This window comes from Klebsiella sp. RHBSTW-00484, from assembly GCF_013705725.1.
Taxonomy (GTDB): Bacteria; Pseudomonadota; Gammaproteobacteria; order Enterobacterales; family Enterobacteriaceae; genus Klebsiella.
This window is the reverse complement of record NZ_CP055481.1, coordinates 5,609,539-5,625,317: the sequence shown is the minus strand read 5'-3', so window position 1 is coordinate 5,625,317 and position 15,779 is coordinate 5,609,539. Positions and strand designations below refer to the sequence as shown.

Below are 15,779 nucleotides of genomic sequence, written 5' to 3'. Positions count from 1 at the left end.
CGCTGCCGGGCAAGGCCATTCTTACAGACCGCCAGGCGCGCGGCTGGATTTCCCTGCTGATGTCAGCGCTCTGCTGCTCTTTCTGCCATCGATACTTTCCAGACGCATCTGGAACGGTGGGAACGGCATGTCGATACCATGTTCGCGGAAGCCCGCCAGAATTAGCTGGTGCATCTCGTGGCGCAACGGCATGCGGTGGCCCATTTCAGCGGCGAAAATACGCAGCTCGAAAATCTGGATCCCCTGCTGTAGGTCAACAAGGAAGGCTTCCGGTGCTGGGGTGTCGATGACTAACGAGCAGCGGTGCGCAGCGGTCAATAGGATCTGCGCGACCTCTTCAGTATTAGCGTCCACCGGCGCGGGAACGGTTAACACCACGCGAGTGACCGAATCCGACAGCGACCAGTTGATGAACTGTTCGGTAATGAACGCCTTGTTCGGCACAATAATCTCTTTGCGGTCCCAGTCGCTGATAGTGGTGGCACGGGTATTAATGCGCGTCACGCTCCCTGTGAGATCGCGGATAGTCACCGTATCGCCAATACGTATCGGTTTTTCGAACAGGATAATCAGGCCGGAGATAAAGTTGGCGAAAATCTCTTGTAAGCCAAAACCGAGGCCGACACCGAGGGCGGCGATGAGCCACTGTAGTTTCGACCACTCAATCCCAATCATCGAGAAGCCGACCAGGCCGCCAATCAGCATCAGCAGATACTTGGTAATAGTGGTGATGGCGTAACCGGTGCCCGGTGTCAGTTCCAGGTGCTGAAGAATTGCCAGCTCCAGCAATGCGGGCAGGTTACGCACCAGCTGCGTGGTGATAATCAGCACCAGGATGGCAATAAGCACCGCACCGAGGGTAATCGGCTCCAGGCTCTCAACACCCTGTACTGTAGAGGTGACGTCCCACAGAGAGATGTTTTCCAGGAAACCGAATGCGGAGTGGATTTCTGACCACAGCACGATGACCGACACCAGTGCGATCAGCATCAGCAGGGAGCGCACCAGGCGTAAAGACTGGGTACTGATGGCGTCGAGATCGATTTCGCTGACCTCGGCTTCCATTGAGCCTTCCGGGCTGCTGGTGTGCTGCACTTCTTCTTCGCCACGGGCTCGTTGGGCGAGGATCTCCGCCCGTCGATGCTTCGCGCGATCAAACGCCAGGCGGCGGCGCTGAATCAGCATCCAGCGGCGGATGATGTGATAAACCACCAACAACAGGAACCAAATGGCGACCGAAGTTTCCAGCCTGGCGAGTAGCGCCTGTGAGGTAGCGAGATAGCCAACCGCAGCCGCCAGCATCGCGATCAGCGGCGCGCCGAGCAGCATATTCCATAGCAGCCGGTTCACCATATTGTCGCCGCTGCCTTCTTTATCGAGATACAGCGGTATTCCGGCGCGTTTCAGGCTCAGGGTGACCATCGCCAGCGCACCGCAAATCAGCATAAAGCAGAGGCGGCCGAGAGAGGCGGAAAACTCGCGATCGTTGAGGTTATCAAAGGTGATGAGCGCCATAATCAGCGGCACAATCAATCCGATGCTCATCAGGTAGTAGCGCATTGCTTTGCTGACGCGGCTACGCGGCCAGCCGAAGTGGGCGATGAACAGGCCGTTTGGACGGGCGAAGGTGGCGCAAATCATCACCACCCACAGCAACGGTACCGTAGCGGTGACGCTATCGCCAATAGCTACCGCCAGCGGGAAAGGCCAGGCCGCCTGCAGGCCGTAGCCCAGCGTCATCCACAATACCGGCAGCGGCGAGGCCACCAGTATCGACCAGAAAACCGTGCGCAGCGTGAGCCAGAAGTGGTCCTGTGTGACCTTGCCGACCCGTGCGCTGGAACGCTCAAGGAAGCTAGTGAAGTGACGGCGTGAGCTGATACTGAACCCGACCAGGATGAGCGCGCCGAACAGCGGCAGTATCGTCTCTTTGCTGGTCAGCATCATCATGCTGGCTTTGCCGAGCTGGCTCATGGTGTCGAGTGAGATCAGGCGGCGTAAATCCTGAACTATCTCCAGCGGCCATGAAAAACCAATTGGGCTGACGTCGGAGGTCCAGAACAGATAGCGATGGGTGGCTTCGTTTATCTCTTTAAGCGCATCCTCTAGCTGACCGTTAGCCACTTTCAGCTTGGTCAGTTCGAGCATGAGCGTATCGCCACCGCGCAGCAATGAGTTAAGCAGCTCAGTTTGCGTACGCATCTGGGCTTGCAGAATGCGGTTTTGCTCGTTGGTTAGCGGTTCACCGTCCACCTGACGAATCTGCTTCAGCTGCGGCTGTTTACCGAGCTGATCTTCATAGCGTAAGCGCTGCACGCGCAGCTGCGCCATTTCCGTATCTAACTGTTGCGGGCGCGGTATTTCCGGCAGGCGTGCAACCTGGGCACGCAAAGCTTCACCGAGCAAATTAGAAGAACCCAGCCATTGAGACTGCTCGCGCAGGGTGTTCAACGCCTGGCGCACCTGCAGGGTTTGATTGGTGGCCTGACGCTGCTGCGAGGCGATCAGATCCATGCGCTGGGCCTGCTGATTCAACGCCTGCGAAAGCTCGCGGTTAACCTTGAATTGGGTCACGATATCTGGCGGCAGGTTTTCGCTGTTTTCCGCCAGCAGTTCGGTGCTTTCCAGCGCTTTTTCCGCTTCGCGCTGTCGTTGGTTGTTAAGCTGGTTGCGTAGCGCCTGTAGCCAGGCGTCGAGCTGTTCACTCTGTTTCTGCGCCAGCTCGGAGCGCATGCGCGAAAGCTCCTGGCGGTTATTCGCGGAAAGCTGCGCCAGATCCAGTTCATCAACCAGCGCTTTCAGACGCGCGGATTCCGCTTGTAGGCCGAGATTCTGCGCCTGCGCCAGCGGTGTATTGCTGTTTTGCGCACCAACCCGACGTTCAACATCGTTTAACTGACGGCGGGCGTCGGTCTGCTGCTGCGGTAACTGGTTGAGTGAATCGGCGATATCACGGGCGCGATCCTGCTCCTGCTGCGCCTTACGACTGGCTTCCAGTAGCTGACTGCTGACCTGGAGAATCTCCTGGTTCAGGGCATCAGAGGAGAGAGTGGTTGAAACCTCGCGCGGCTCATCGCTCAGATTATTGAGCTGCGCGCGCAGGTTTTGCGACAGCTTGGGGAAGTTATCGATAACGTCCTGGTACTGACGAGCGCGCTCAAGGGAGGCATTACGTTCCTCAAGCGCGTTCAGGGCAGATTGCAGAACCTCAACGGTTTCAGGCTGGGCGGGTTTTGCCGCCTTCGCCTGATCCAGTTCCTGCGCTATCTGTTTTGCATCCGGGGCGGTTGCTGCGTACGCCCCAAAACTGAGGCTCAAGGCCAACAGGAAAGTGTATATCAGGCGCACGGTGTAACCTTTTTCTCTCAGGAATTAACCTTCGTCTTGTTTATCGCTAACCAGCGGGCTGGCTGCGTGTTCGGCGCGGACTTCTTCTTCCGACGGCGGTGCAGGCTCAACGGGAGTGACGGCTTCAGGCGCGATAGCCAGCGGCTGGCCAATTTTGGTCACCGACAGGTTTTGTAATTGCTCAACCAGCTTCACCTGGCCTGGAGCAAACAGGTTAATCACCGTGGAGCCAAGCTTGAAGCGACCCATCTCCTGGCCTTTAAGCAGTGCGATAGATCCTTCGTTGTCACCGGCAGGCCAGGTCCAGCGTTTGATGATACCTTCGCGGGGCGGAGTCACGGTCCCGGACCAGACGGTTTCGATACTGCCGACGATAGTGGCACCCACCAGAATTTGCGCCATTGGGCCAAACTCAGTGTCAAACAGACAGATGACGCGCTCGTTGCGGGCAAAAAGATTTGGCACGTTTTGCGCGGTCAGATGGTTCACCGAGAACAGATCGCCTGGCACATAGATCATCTCGCGCAGAATACCGTTACACGGCATGTGAACGCGGTGGTAGTCGCGCGGTGAAAGATAAGTGGTGACAAAGCTCCCGTTACGGAACAGGGCAGCCATCTGATAGTTACCGGCCAACAGAGCTTCAAGGCTGTAGTTGTGGTCTTTGGCCTGCAGAATTTTATCTTCTTCAATGGCGCCCAACTGGCTGATTACGCCATCAGCAGGCATCACCAGCACGCTCGGGTCGGTGTTTAATGGGCGCACGTCATCGCGCAGCGGGCGAACGAAGAAGTCGTTAAAGGTGCGGTAGCTGGCGGTATCCGACTTTTGCGCCTCTTTCATATCGACCTTGTAGTATTTCACGAACAGATCGATGACCAGTTTTGTCAGCCAACCTGCCCGCTTGCGTGCACCCCAGCCTGCGAGGCGGGTGAGCCACAGTTTAGGCAGAATGTATTGCAGTGAAAGTTTAAGATCGTTTAACAAGGTAGCCTCCAGGCCATTATTTGTCGTTCCTGACCACCCGTATTAGCGAGGGTCTGAAAAAAGGGGGCGATTCTAACGATGCTCAGCTTAAATGTCAGTCATCGGTTGATGAAAAGCTTTTACGCGTTTTTACCTGTACCTGCGCCATGCTTTCCAGAATGCGGTGATAGTTTTCAAACCGGCTCTCTGCAATTGCGCCATTCTCCACTGCTTCGCGAATTGCGCAGCCTGGGTCGGTATCGTGTTTGCAGTCGCGATATTTGCAGCGGCCTAAATAGTCATGGAATTCGACAAAGCCGTGGGTAATTTGTTCCGCGTCGAGATGCCACAGGCCGAACTCACGTACGCCCGGGGAGTCAATCACATCGCCGCCGTGCGGGAAGTGGTAAAGGCGCGCGGCAGTGGTGGTGTGCTGGCCCAGCCCTGAGTTGTCAGAGACGTCATTAGTGAGGATTTCTTCCTGCAGGCCCAGGAGAGCATTCAGTAAACTGGATTTACCCACCCCGGACTGCCCGGCAAAGATGCTGATTCGGTCAGTGAGCGCTTCTTCAAGCGGCTTCAGACCATCCTGAGTACGGCTGGAGACCATCAGTACGCGGTAACCTATCTTGCGGTAAACATCCATTTGCTCGTTGACGAAGGCCATGGCGTCTTCATCCAGCAGATCGGTCTTATTGAGCACAATCAGCGGCTCAACGTTCAGCGTTTCGCAGGCGACGAGATAACGGTCGATAATATTCGGTGATAGCTCAGGCAAAATTGCTGAAACAATGACAATCTGATCGATATTGGCGGCGATGGGTTTCACACCGTCGTAGAAATCCGGGCGCGTCAGCACTGAGGTTCGTTCATGCACCGCTTCAACGATACCTTTAACGTTAACCCCTGCAGCTGCGCTTTTGCCCGGACGCCAGACGACGCGATCGCCAGTGACCAGCGAACGGATGGTGCGACGAATATTGCAGCGATGGACGCTACCGTCGGCGGATTCGACATCGGCATGCATACCAAAGCGGCTAATGACGATACCTTCGGATTTCTCGCCGAACAGATTGTCATCAAAATCGGCCTTCTCCGAAGTCGTTTTCAGGCGGCGCTGGTGGTTGGCCTTCACGCGGCGCTCTTGGCCTTTGGAGAGTTTATTTTTACTCAATCGAACTGGCTCCTGGTCGCCCTGTGTGGGCAAAACCTCTATGATACACGCTATTTTAGATCAATATAGTTACGTAAGAAGGGTGGAAAATAACATGAGTGCAGATGAAAACAACCTGATTTGGATCGATCTTGAAATGACGGGACTGGATCCGGAGCGCGATCGCATCATTGAAATCGCCACCCTGGTGACCGACGCGAACCTGAACATCCTGGCGGAAGGGCCGACGATCGCAGTGCACCAGTCTGATGCGCAGCTGGCGCTGATGGATGAGTGGAACGTACGCACCCATACCGGTAGCGGGCTGGTGGAGCGAGTGAAAGCGAGCACTGAGGGCGATCGTGAAGCGGAGCTGGCGACTATCGAATTCCTCAAACAGTGGGTGCCTGCGGGTAAATCACCGATTTGCGGTAACAGCATCGGCCAGGATCGTCGCTTTTTATTTAAATATATGCCGGAACTGGAAGCTTACTTCCACTATCGTTATCTGGACGTCAGCACGCTAAAAGAGCTGGCGCGTCGCTGGAAGCCGGAAATTCTTGACGGCTTTAAGAAGCAAGGGACCCATCAGGCGATGGACGATATTCGTGAGTCGGTGGCGGAACTGGCTTACTACCGCGAGCACTTCATTCAGCTCTGATATACCCGTCATACTTCAAGTTGCATGTGCGTTGGCCTCGTTCGTTCACCCCAGTCACTTACCAAAATAAGCTCCTGGGGATGAATCAGGGACATCCATGTCCCTGACCGAAGACAACCTCCGGTTGTTCAAATTCGTTCCTGACGAATTTGTCGCTCACTTGCCGCGTTACTCGGCCTGCGGCCTCGCCCCTTACGGGGCCAGCGCAAGCGCTGTTCAAAACGGTTAACCGTTTTGTCCTGCAACTCGAATTATTTAGGGTATATCTGTGCCGGGGCCAGAAGCGCCCCGGCAATACTTTCTGCTATTTAAACCACTTCTGCTCCATTTCCAGGAATTCTGGCGACCCTTTGACGACGTCCAGTGCGGCATTGAGGTTATTCAGCAGCTCCGGGTCATCTTTGCGCACTGCAATGGCGAACTGCTTGCCGTAGTAGGCGGGATCCGTTGCGCGTTCATCCATGATGCCGTAATCAGGGTTACCCTGCTGCCATTTAGTCAGCGTTTCCTGGTCGCCGATTACTCCGCTAATAGCGCCTTCTTTCAGCGCGTTTAAGGCGCTTTCGTCGCTTTCATAAGGAACGGCGTGCACCGCTTTTTGCTTATCCCGTAGATAGTGCTGGTGAATTGTACCTTTCACGACGCCGAGCTTTTTATCTTTTAGATCGGCAAAGGTGTGGTCCGCATCTTTGGCTGTCACCACGACGCCAGAGAGCTCTTGTCGATAGGGATGAGTAAAAGCGACCTGTTTTTCTCTCATCGGAATCACTTCTACGCCAGCGATAACGGCGTCGAACTTTTTAAATCGCAACGCCGGGATGAGCGTATCGAAGCTTTGGGGGGTAAATTTGCATTCGACTTGCATCTGCTTGCATAGCGCATTAGCAAGGTCGATATCAAAACCCGCGGGCTGATTTTTACTGTTGACGGTTTCATACGGCGCATTGGCCGTGGTTGTCCCAAAATGTAGCGTTGTTGCCGATGCTGTTCCTGCGGCAAGCGTAGTCAGCAGCAGGACGGTAAGCGCTTTTTTCATTTTATTTCCCTGGTTGTCATCGTTGTTGACCGTCAGCGGGCGATGTCTGCCCATAAACGTGAACGATTTTGCGCCTTTAGCCGGGCTGGAAAAAGCTATTTTGCCGCGTGTGATGGTTATTTAGGCAATTTAAGAGTATGTCTGGTGATAAAGTGGTCACTTGAACCAAAAACAAAAAAAATTGCTCTCAGGGGGGTTGCAGGTAAATCGAATTCTCGTATAATGCGCCTCCCGTGACGAAGCAGAAATGCAAATCACGACGCTATAGAAATATGGCCAGAAGTATGCGGGAATAGCTCAGTTGGTAGAGCACGACCTTGCCAAGGTCGGGGTCGCGAGTTCGAGTCTCGTTTCCCGCTCCAAAATTTGAAAAGTACCATCCTAATCACAGGATTTCGAGTTGCGGCAAGGCAGTTAATGCAGAAGCGGCTTGAAAGACAAAGATTAAGCGGGAATAGCTCAGTTGGTAGAGCACGACCTTGCCAAGGTCGGGGTCGCGAGTTCGAGTCTCGTTTCCCGCTCCAAAATTTGAAAGTCACCACACCCAAGCGGGAATAGCTCAGTTGGTAGAGCACGACCTTGCCAAGGTCGGGGTCGCGAGTTCGAGTCTCGTTTCCCGCTCCAAAATTTCTTCCGATACTCATTTTATCCACAGCGCAAAATCGCGCCGGGGATGATTTTCGTTGTACTCAGGAAAATACTGTGAACAGAGTTATCCACAGGTTAATCTTTTGCCATTAGTCGGAAAAATACTTCGCTATATAAATAGTATCTTCTTATTTTGTTGAAATATAAGAATAAAATTTCATTTCAAAGTGTTAATTCGATCTCTTGACGAACGACTGCGCGTTGAAACGCAATGTGTTTTTATTTTTATTCACACCCTGTGAATGAATCAGGCATCTCGTGGTAACCCTTTCTCAACTACCCTGACCAGCCGTAGTTTCTTCGGCAACTGTACCTCAACCACGTTGCTATTTCGCTTCTCAATTTGCTGCGCAATCGCCCAAGCAATGTGCTCATCGAGAAGTGGGTACTCACCTCGGCGACTTTCCAGAGCCTTCAGATTGGCTTCATTCCAGGGGGCATTGCCCAATGCGACGGCGATATTACGCAGCCAGCGCAGATGACCAATACGCCGAATGGCCGATCCTTCCGTCACTTTCAAAAAATAAGGTTCACTCCAGGTGAATAGTTCCAGTAACGCCGGGGCATGCAACGCTTTACGCGGGCTGAAGTCTTCTTCATCGGTTAGCTGTGCGAAGCGATTCCACGGACAAATTAGCTGGCAGTCATCGCAGCCGTAGATGCGGTTTCCAATAAGTGGACGAAACTCTTCCGGGATTGCGCCTTCCAGTTCTATGGTTAGGTAGGAGATACAGCGGCGGGCATCCACGGTATAAGGCTCAACGATCGCACCGGTTGGGCAGATAGTCATACAGGCGACGCAGCGACCGCACTTTTCTTCGACGGAGTGGTCGACAGGTAAAGGGAGGTCGACGAGCAGTTCGCCGAGGAAAAAGAACGATCCGGCGTCGCGACTGAGGATAAGTGAGTGCTTACCTGTCCAGCCAAGTCCGGCTTTTTCAGCTAAAGGACGTTCAAGAATCGGCGCGGAATCGACAAACGGTCTAAAATTGAGCGAAGTACACTGTCCCTGAATCATCTCACCGAGTTTTTTCAGGCGGTTACGTAACAGCTTATGATAATCCCGTCCGAGGGCATAACGGCTAACGTAACCCAGGGAGGGATCTTTCAGGGTGCGGGCGAAAGCGGCGTTAGCAGGCAGATAGTTCATCCGTACGCTAATCACGCGTAACGTACCGGGCTGGAGTTCATGAGGGCGCGCGCGCATCATGCCATGGCGCGCCATCCATTCCATTTCGCCATGGTATTGTTTATCCAGCCAGGCCTGTAGTTTAGGTTCGCTGGCGCTGAGATCGGTATCGGTGATGCCAACCTGCTGGAACCCTAATTCTTTGCCCCATTGTTTGATTTGTTGCGCTAACTGATTGAGATCGAGGGGCTGTGACATGATGGACCATCTGATGACGAAAAACGCTGACAGTATACCACACATCATCTGGCCTGCGGATGCGCTACGGCGGGCGGAAAAAGAAGCGGCAGATAGTTTAGGGCTCACTCTGTTTGAATTGATGCGTCGCGCGGGTGAAGCGGCTTTCCAACTCGCTCGTGCACAATATCCTGATAGTCAGCACTGGCTGATTCTTTGCGGTCACGGTAATAACGGCGGTGATGGCTATGTGGTGGCTCGCCTGGCGCAGGCGCAAGGGATTCAAGTAACGCTGCTGGCGCTAGAGAGCGAGAAACCGTTGCCGGAAGAGGCTAGCGCCGCGCGCGAAGAGTGGCTCAGTGCGGGCGGTATGATTCATGCAGCTAACATTCCCTGGCCGGAAAATATCACTTTAATTATTGATGCCCTGCTGGGTACCGGGTTGCATAGCGCTCCACGACGAGACATCGCGGAGATTATCGACCATACGAACGCACATCCGGCCCCGGTTATGGCGCTGGATATTCCATCCGGGCTAAACGCACAGACCGGCGCGACGCCGGGAGCCGTTATCAACGCCGCGCACACCATCACCTTTATCGCACTTAAACCCGGGGTGTTGACCGGTAAGGCCCGCGATGTCGTCGGCCGCTTGCATCACCACGCGCTCGGTCTGGAGGGTTGGTTAGCTGGTCAGGCTATCGTACTGCGCCGCTTTGATGCCTCGCAACTCGCCGACTGGCTACCGCCGCGACGCCCCACATCACATAAAGGTGATCACGGTAAGCTGGTGATTATCGGCGGTGAGCCGGGTACTGCGGGGGCCATCCGTATGACCGGCGAGGCGGCGCTGCGTGCGGGGGCGGGGTTAGTGCGAGTGTTAACTTACAAAGACAACATCGTCCCCATTCTGACCGCCAGACCAGAGTTGATGGTCCACGAGTTGACGGCTCAGTCGCTGGAGGAAAGCTTGCAATGGGCCGATGTGGTGGCAATCGGGCCAGGACTGGGCCAGAGCGAGTGGGGTAAAAAAGCGCTGCGTCAGGCGGAGAACTTTCGTAAACCGATGGTCTGGGATGCGGATGCGCTGAACCTGCTGGCAATCAATCCCGATAAACGTCACAATCGCGTGCTAACGCCGCATCCCGGCGAAGCCGCCCGTTTGCTGAACACGAGTGTGGCAGAAATTGAAAGTGATCGCTTACATTCTGCACAACGTCTGGTAAAACGTTATGGTGGTGTCGTAGTGCTGAAAGGCGCGGGTACGATAGTCGCGAACGAATCAGGCGAGATGGGCATTATCGACGCGGGTAATGCCGGCATGGCCAGCGGTGGAATGGGCGATGTGCTGACCGGTATTATTGCCGCATTGTTAGGCCAGCGCCTGACGCCGTATGATGCCGCCTGCGCTGGATGCGTTGCTCATGGCGAAGCCGCCGATCGTCTGGCCGCCAGAAATGGCACTCGCGGAATGCTGGCGACCGATCTTTTTTCCACGCTCAGGCGTGTTGTTAACCCGGATGTGATTGACGTAGACCATGATTAACCGAGTGATTTCTTTACCCGACGAGCAGGCGACTTTAAACCTTGGCGACCGCATAGCGCAGGCGTGTACTGGCGCCACGGTTATCTATTTGTATGGTGATTTAGGTGCGGGTAAAACCACCTTTAGCCGCGGCTTTCTTCATGCGCTTGGCCATCGTGGTAATGTCAAAAGCCCAACCTATACGCTGGTCGAACCCTATAGTCTCGATAATCTGATGGTCTATCACTTTGACCTGTATCGCCTTGCGGATCCTGAGGAGCTCGAATTTATGGGGATTCGCGATTATTTTACTGATGATGCCATCTGCCTGGTGGAATGGCCGCAACAAGGCACAGGTGTACTGCCTGACCCGGATGTTGAAATTCACCTTGAATACCAGGCTCAAGGGCGGGAGGCACGCGTAGCGGCGGTCTCCACATTGGGTGAGTCTCTATTGGCGCGTTTGGCTAATTAGCCTGAAGGACGACGGGATGATGTATCGCATAACCAGTTGGCTGGCCGCTGCACTGATGCTGTTTAGCATTCAGGCCACCGCGGCAAGTTTATCCGACATCCAGGTCTCAAATGGAGATCAGCAGGCCCGCATTACCATTAGTTTTATCGGCGATCCTGAATATTCGTTTAGCCCACAGGGCAAGCGAACCGTGGCGCTGGATATAAAACAGACTGGCGTGCTCCAGGGGCTACCGCTGCAGTTTAGCGGCAATAATCTGGTGAAAAGCATCCGTTCCGGGTCGCCGCAGGACGTGCAGTCGCTGCGTCTGCTGGTGGATCTGACCGCCGATGGGAAAACTCGTGCGGTGAAGCAGCAGAATGGCTCTAACTATACCGTGGTGTTTACCATCAATGCTGATGCGCCTCCACCACCACCTCCGCCGCCGCCGGTGGTAGTGAAACAGGTTGAGAAACCCATTGTGCAACCTTCTCGTCCAAGCGAACCGGCGCGTAATCCGTTTAAAGCCGATAACGATCGGCTGACTGCGGTGACTAGCACAAGCACAAGTACCATCACGCGTCCCGCGACTCGCACCGTATCGACCGACGATAAAGTGATTATCGCCATTGATGCCGGTCACGGCGGTCAGGACCCGGGGGCAATTGGTCCGAATGGCACAAAAGAGAAGAATGTGACCATTGCTATCGCCCGTAAGCTTCGCACGTTGCTGAATGCCGATCCGCAGTTCAAGCCGGTACTGACGCGCGACGGCGATTATTTCATTTCCGTTATGGGACGTTCAGACGTAGCGCGTAAGCAAAATGCTAACTTCCTCGTATCGATTCATGCTGACGCTGCGCCAAACCGTGATGCAACCGGGGCCTCGGTGTGGGTACTTTCCAACCGTCGCGCCAACAGTGAAATGGCCGGATGGCTCGAACAGCATGAGAAGCAGTCTGAGTTGCTGGGTGGCGCGGGCGATGTGCTGGCGAATAGTCAGTCGGACCCTTACCTGAGCCAGGCGGTGCTGGATTTACAGTTCGGCCATTCTCAGCGCGTCGGGTATGATGTGGCGACTAATGTGTTGAGCCAGCTACAGCGAATCGGCGACTTGCATAAACGTCGGCCTGAGCATGCCAGCCTGGGCGTTCTGCGCTCGCCGGATATCCCGTCAATCCTTGTCGAAACCGGGTTTATCAGCAATACCGGCGAAGAGAGATTGCTGGGTAGTGATGCTTTTCAGCAGCAGGTCGCCGAGGCGATTTATAACGGTCTGCGTAACTACTTTATGCAGCATCCGCTGCAATCAGCGCCGCGCGGGACTGCGGCGCAGACTGCCAGCGCGGGGTCATCAGACGGAACGTTGTTAAATTAAGGAGACGGCTATGCCGATTCAGGTTCTACCGCCGCAGCTCGCCAACCAGATTGCCGCTGGTGAAGTGGTGGAACGTCCGGCGTCTGTCGTCAAAGAGTTAGTTGAAAATAGCCTCGATGCAGGGGCTACGCGTATCGATATTGATATTGAGCGCGGCGGCGCGAAGTTGATCCGCATCCGCGACAACGGCTGCGGGATTAAAAAAGACGAACTGGCGTTGGCGCTGGCGCGTCATGCCACCAGTAAAATCGCCTCGCTTGATGATCTGGAAGCGATAATCAGCCTCGGATTTCGTGGTGAAGCCTTAGCCAGTATCAGTTCTGTCGCCCGCCTGACGCTAACCTCGCGTACTGAGGAGCAGCAAGAAGCCTGGCAGGCCTACGCAGAAGGGCGCGATCAGAACGTTACCGTCAAACCGGCGGCGCACCCGGTGGGAACAACGCTGGAAGTACTGGATCTGTTTTATAACACCCCCGCTCGCCGCAAATTCATGCGTACCGAAAAAACCGAGTTTAATCATATCGACGAGATCGTGCGGCGCATCGCGCTGGCGCGTTTCGACGTCACGATTAACCTCAGCCACAACGGTAAAGCGGTGCGACAGTATCGCGCCGTGTCACAGGATGGTCAGCGTGAACGGCGGCTGGGGGCGATTTGCGGTACGCCGTTTCTTGAACATGCCCTGGCTATCGAGTGGCAGCACGGCGATCTTACCCTTAGCGGCTGGGTGGCCGATCCTCTGCATACGAATCCAGCGCTGGCAGAAATTCAGTATTGCTACGTCAACGGACGGATGATGCGTGACCGCCTGATTAATCATGCAATTCGTCAGGCTTGTGAAGATAAGCTGGGGGCCAATCAGCAGCCCGCTTTTGTGCTTTACCTGGAAATCGATCCGCACCAGGTGGATGTGAATGTTCATCCGGCGAAGCATGAAGTTCGTTTTCATCAGTCGCGGCTGGTTCATGATTTTATTTATCAAGGCGTGCTGAGCGTGCTTCAGCAGCAGCTGAGTGCGCCATTGGCAGAAGAGGGCGATGAACCTGCGCCTCGCCAGGTGCCGGAGAATCGCATTGCGGCAGGCGGCAACCATTTCGCCCAGCCGGCGGTTGCGCGTGAAGCGGCGCCTCCCCGATATCATGATGAGACTGCTGCGCCGCGCGTTAATGCGGGAGGGTTGCGAGAATCCGCCGCTTCGGGTTCCGCTAGTGGAGCAAGTTGGCCCCATGCGCAGCCAGGCTATCAAAAACAGCAGGGTGCGCTGTATCGCCAACTGCTGGATACTCCGGTCCCGGAGCGAAAGCCAGTATCACCCACACCAGTGACAGAAGGATTGGCTGGACACAGCCAAAGCTTTGGTCGCGTGTTGACGATTGTTGATGGCGACTGCGCGCTGCTTGAGCGCGATGGCAAGTTAGCGTTATTGGCACTGCCGGTTGCAGAACGCTGGCTGCGTCAGGCGCAACTGACGCCCAGCGTAGAAGCGGTTTGCGCCCAGCCGCTGCTTATCCCGCTGCGGCTAAAAGTGTCTGAAGGGGAAAAAGTCGCGCTGGATAACGCGCAATCGGCGCTGACGCAGGTCGGTATTGAGCTGCAATCTGATGCGCAGCACGTGACTATTCGGGCGGTGCCTTTACCCTTAAGACAACAAAATTTACAAATCTTGATTCCTGAACTGATAGGCTACCTGGCGCAGCAAAAAACATTCGACGTCAACAATATTGCCCAGTGGATAGCGCGCAATCTGGCGAGTGAGCACGGGCAGTGGAATATGGCTCAGGCGATTGCTGTCCTGGCGGATATAGAACGTTTGTGCCCGCAGCTGGTTAAAGCGCCGCCGGGTGGTCTGTTACAACCTGTTGATTTACATTCGGCGATGAATGCCCTGAAAGATGAGTGATGTAACCGAGGCGAGCCTGCCTAAGGTAATATTTTTAATGGGCCCGACGGCCTCCGGTAAAACCGCGTTGGCTATCGCTTTACGTAAAGTTTTGCCCATAGAGTTGATTAGCGTTGATTCAGCCCTCATCTATCGAGGAATGGATATCGGTACGGCTAAGCCGGATGCGGAAGAGCTAAGCGCTGCGCCGCATCGACTGCTGGATATTCTTGATCCGGCTGAAGCTTATTCTGCGGCAGATTTTCGTCGCGATGCGTTGGCAGAGATGGCTAATATTGTCGCTGCCGGGCGTATTCCGCTGCTGGTCGGCGGAACAATGTTGTATTTCAAAGCGTTGTTGGAAGGATTATCGCCGTTACCTTCGGCGGATCCTGCAGTCAGAGCCAGAATTGAGCAACAAGCCGCAGAGCAAGGGTGGAACGCGTTACACCAGCAATTACAGGAGATTGATCCGGTTGCCGCGGCGCGTATTCATCCAAATGATCCGCAAAGACTTTCCCGAGCACTGGAAGTTTTTTTCATTTCGGGTAAAACTTTAACGGAACTGACGCAAACGTCAGGTGACGCTCTGCCGTATAAGGTGCATCAGTTCGCCATCGCCCCGGCGAGCCGTGAACTGCTCCATCAACGCATAGAACAGCGTTTTCATCAGATGTTGGCTTCGGGTTTTGAAGCAGAAGTACGGGCGTTATTTGCCCGGGGAGATTTGCATACGGATATGCCTTCCATTCGTTGTGTCGGATATCGCCAGATGTGGTCGTACCTTAATGGCGAGATCCCGTATGATGAAATGGTTTATCGAGGTGTTTGCGCCACGAGACAGTTAGCTAAACGTCAGGTCACCTGGCTGCGCGGTTGGGAAGGTGTCCACTGGTTAGATAGTGAACAACCTGAACAGGCGTTCAACAAAGTATTACAGGTAGTTGGTGCTAGCCTGGACTGAACGTGTACAATTGAACGGTTATCGTGCGTAATTTTTTTAAGAATCGTAAGGTTCTGAGTACAAAACAAGCATACATATAAGGAAAAGAGAGAATGGCTAAGGGGCAATCTTTACAAGATCCGTTCCTGAACGCTTTGCGTCGGGAACGCGTTCCGGTTTCTATTTATTTGGTGAATGGTATTAAGCTGCAAGGGCAAATTGAGTCTTTCGATCAGTTCGTGATCCTGTTGAAAAACACGGTCAGCCAGATGGTCTATAAGCACGCAATTTCTACAGTTGTCCCGTCTCGCCCGGTGTCTCACCACAGCAATAATGCTGGCGGCGGCACAAATAACTATCACCACGGTGGTAGCGCGCAAGGCTCTTCTGCGTCGCAGCAAGACAGCGAAGACGCCGAATAA

The 15,779-nt window shown here is 54.4% G+C and carries 12 protein-coding genes and 3 tRNA genes; 10 read left to right on the top strand and 5 right to left on the bottom strand.

Annotation, left to right across the window (positions count from 1 at the left end):
* Nucleotides 1-21: 21 nt before the first annotated feature.
* The 3 genes from mscM to rsgA all read right to left on the bottom strand — a co-directional run bounded on the left by mscM (nt 22) and on the right by rsgA (nt 5,488).
* Nucleotides 22-3,348 (bottom strand): miniconductance mechanosensitive channel MscM, encoded by a 3,327-nt coding sequence (gene mscM, locus HV213_RS26445; RefSeq protein WP_181483934.1) that lies wholly within the window; start codon nt 3,346-3,348, stop codon nt 22-24.
* Between the two features lie 24 nt (nt 3,349-3,372).
* Nucleotides 3,373-4,335: an archaetidylserine decarboxylase gene (gene asd, locus HV213_RS26440; RefSeq protein ID WP_181483933.1), complete on the bottom strand. Its 963-nt coding sequence runs from the start codon at nt 4,333-4,335 to the stop codon at nt 3,373-3,375.
* Nucleotides 4,336-4,429: 94 nt separating this feature from the next.
* Nucleotides 4,430-5,488: a small ribosomal subunit biogenesis GTPase RsgA gene (rsgA, locus tag HV213_RS26435; protein WP_181483932.1), complete on the bottom strand. Its 1,059-nt coding sequence runs from the start codon at nt 5,486-5,488 to the stop codon at nt 4,430-4,432.
* 94 nt (nt 5,489-5,582) lie between these two features.
* Here rsgA and orn point away from each other — a divergent pair, with 94 nt between their 5' ends.
* Entirely contained in the window at nt 5,583-6,128 is a 546-nt protein-coding gene (gene orn, locus HV213_RS26430; RefSeq protein ID WP_112216216.1) for an oligoribonuclease, read from the top strand.
* A 304-nt stretch (nt 6,129-6,432) separates the two neighbouring features.
* Here orn and HV213_RS26425 read toward each other — a convergent pair whose 3' ends face one another.
* The gene (locus HV213_RS26425; RefSeq protein ID WP_181483931.1) at nt 6,433-7,164 is read right to left on the bottom strand and encodes a transporter substrate-binding domain-containing protein; all 732 of its coding nucleotides are present in this window, start codon (nt 7,162-7,164) and stop codon (nt 6,433-6,435) included.
* Between the two features lie 286 nt (nt 7,165-7,450).
* On the opposite strand from HV213_RS26425, the gene HV213_RS26420 reads away from it, so the two are divergent.
* The 3 genes from HV213_RS26420 to HV213_RS26410 all read left to right on the top strand — a co-directional run bounded on the left by HV213_RS26420 (nt 7,451) and on the right by HV213_RS26410 (nt 7,788).
* Nucleotides 7,451-7,526 (top strand) — tRNA-Gly (locus HV213_RS26420).
* An 86-nt stretch (nt 7,527-7,612) separates the two neighbouring features.
* Nucleotides 7,613-7,688 (top strand) — tRNA-Gly (locus tag HV213_RS26415).
* A 24-nt stretch (nt 7,689-7,712) separates the two neighbouring features.
* A tRNA-Gly gene (locus HV213_RS26410) sits at nt 7,713-7,788 on the top strand.
* 271 nt (nt 7,789-8,059) lie between these two features.
* On the opposite strand, the gene queG is transcribed toward HV213_RS26410, so the two are convergent.
* A complete protein-coding gene (gene queG, locus HV213_RS26405; RefSeq protein WP_181483930.1) occupies nt 8,060-9,199 on the bottom strand; it encodes a tRNA epoxyqueuosine(34) reductase QueG in 1,140 nt (379 codons plus the stop codon).
* Between the two features lie 13 nt (nt 9,200-9,212).
* Between queG and nnr the strand changes: the two genes are divergently transcribed.
* The 6 genes from nnr to hfq all read left to right on the top strand — a co-directional run bounded on the left by nnr (nt 9,213) and on the right by hfq (nt 15,779).
* Nucleotides 9,213-10,724: a bifunctional ADP-dependent NAD(P)H-hydrate dehydratase/NAD(P)H-hydrate epimerase gene (nnr, locus tag HV213_RS26400; RefSeq protein ID WP_181483929.1), complete on the top strand. Its 1,512-nt coding sequence runs from the start codon at nt 9,213-9,215 to the stop codon at nt 10,722-10,724.
* Nucleotides 10,717-11,178, top strand: a complete 462-nt coding sequence (gene tsaE, locus HV213_RS26395; protein ID WP_181483928.1) for a tRNA (adenosine(37)-N6)-threonylcarbamoyltransferase complex ATPase subunit type 1 TsaE — start codon at nt 10,717-10,719, stop codon at nt 11,176-11,178. The genes nnr and tsaE overlap by 8 nt, the downstream gene beginning before the upstream one ends.
* Nucleotides 11,179-11,194: 16 nt before the next feature.
* On the top strand, nt 11,195-12,535 hold the full coding sequence (amiB, locus tag HV213_RS26390; RefSeq protein ID WP_181483927.1) for an N-acetylmuramoyl-L-alanine amidase AmiB: 1,341 nt from the start codon (nt 11,195-11,197) through the stop codon (nt 12,533-12,535).
* A 10-nt stretch (nt 12,536-12,545) separates the two neighbouring features.
* The gene (mutL, locus tag HV213_RS26385) at nt 12,546-14,435 is read left to right on the top strand and encodes a DNA mismatch repair endonuclease MutL (protein ID WP_181483926.1); all 1,890 of its coding nucleotides are present in this window, start codon (nt 12,546-12,548) and stop codon (nt 14,433-14,435) included.
* On the top strand, nt 14,428-15,378 hold the full coding sequence (miaA, locus tag HV213_RS26380; RefSeq protein ID WP_181483925.1) for a tRNA (adenosine(37)-N6)-dimethylallyltransferase MiaA: 951 nt from the start codon (nt 14,428-14,430) through the stop codon (nt 15,376-15,378). The genes mutL and miaA overlap by 8 nt, the downstream gene beginning before the upstream one ends.
* Nucleotides 15,379-15,470: 92 nt before the next feature.
* Nucleotides 15,471-15,779 carry an RNA chaperone Hfq gene (gene hfq / locus HV213_RS26375; protein ID WP_181483924.1) on the top strand — a complete coding sequence of 103 codons (309 nt, stop codon included), beginning with the start codon at nt 15,471-15,473 and terminating at the stop codon, nt 15,777-15,779.

Coding starts and splice junctions, on each gene's coding strand:
- orn (WP_112216216.1), top strand. CDS start 5,583: ATGAGTGCAGATGAAAACAACCTGATTTGGATCGATCTTGAAATGACG.
- HV213_RS26425 (WP_181483931.1), bottom strand. CDS start 7,164: ATGAAAAAAGCGCTTACCGTCCTGCTGCTGACTACGCTTGCCGCAGGA.
- queG (WP_181483930.1), bottom strand. CDS start 9,199: ATGTCACAGCCCCTCGATCTCAATCAGTTAGCGCAACAAATCAAACAA.
- nnr (WP_181483929.1), top strand. CDS start 9,213: ATGACGAAAAACGCTGACAGTATACCACACATCATCTGGCCTGCGGAT.
- tsaE (WP_181483928.1), top strand. CDS start 10,717: ATGATTAACCGAGTGATTTCTTTACCCGACGAGCAGGCGACTTTAAAC.
- amiB (WP_181483927.1), top strand. CDS start 11,195: ATGATGTATCGCATAACCAGTTGGCTGGCCGCTGCACTGATGCTGTTT.
- mutL (WP_181483926.1), top strand. CDS start 12,546: ATGCCGATTCAGGTTCTACCGCCGCAGCTCGCCAACCAGATTGCCGCT.
- miaA (WP_181483925.1), top strand. CDS start 14,428: ATGAGTGATGTAACCGAGGCGAGCCTGCCTAAGGTAATATTTTTAATG.
- hfq (WP_181483924.1), top strand. CDS start 15,471: ATGGCTAAGGGGCAATCTTTACAAGATCCGTTCCTGAACGCTTTGCGT.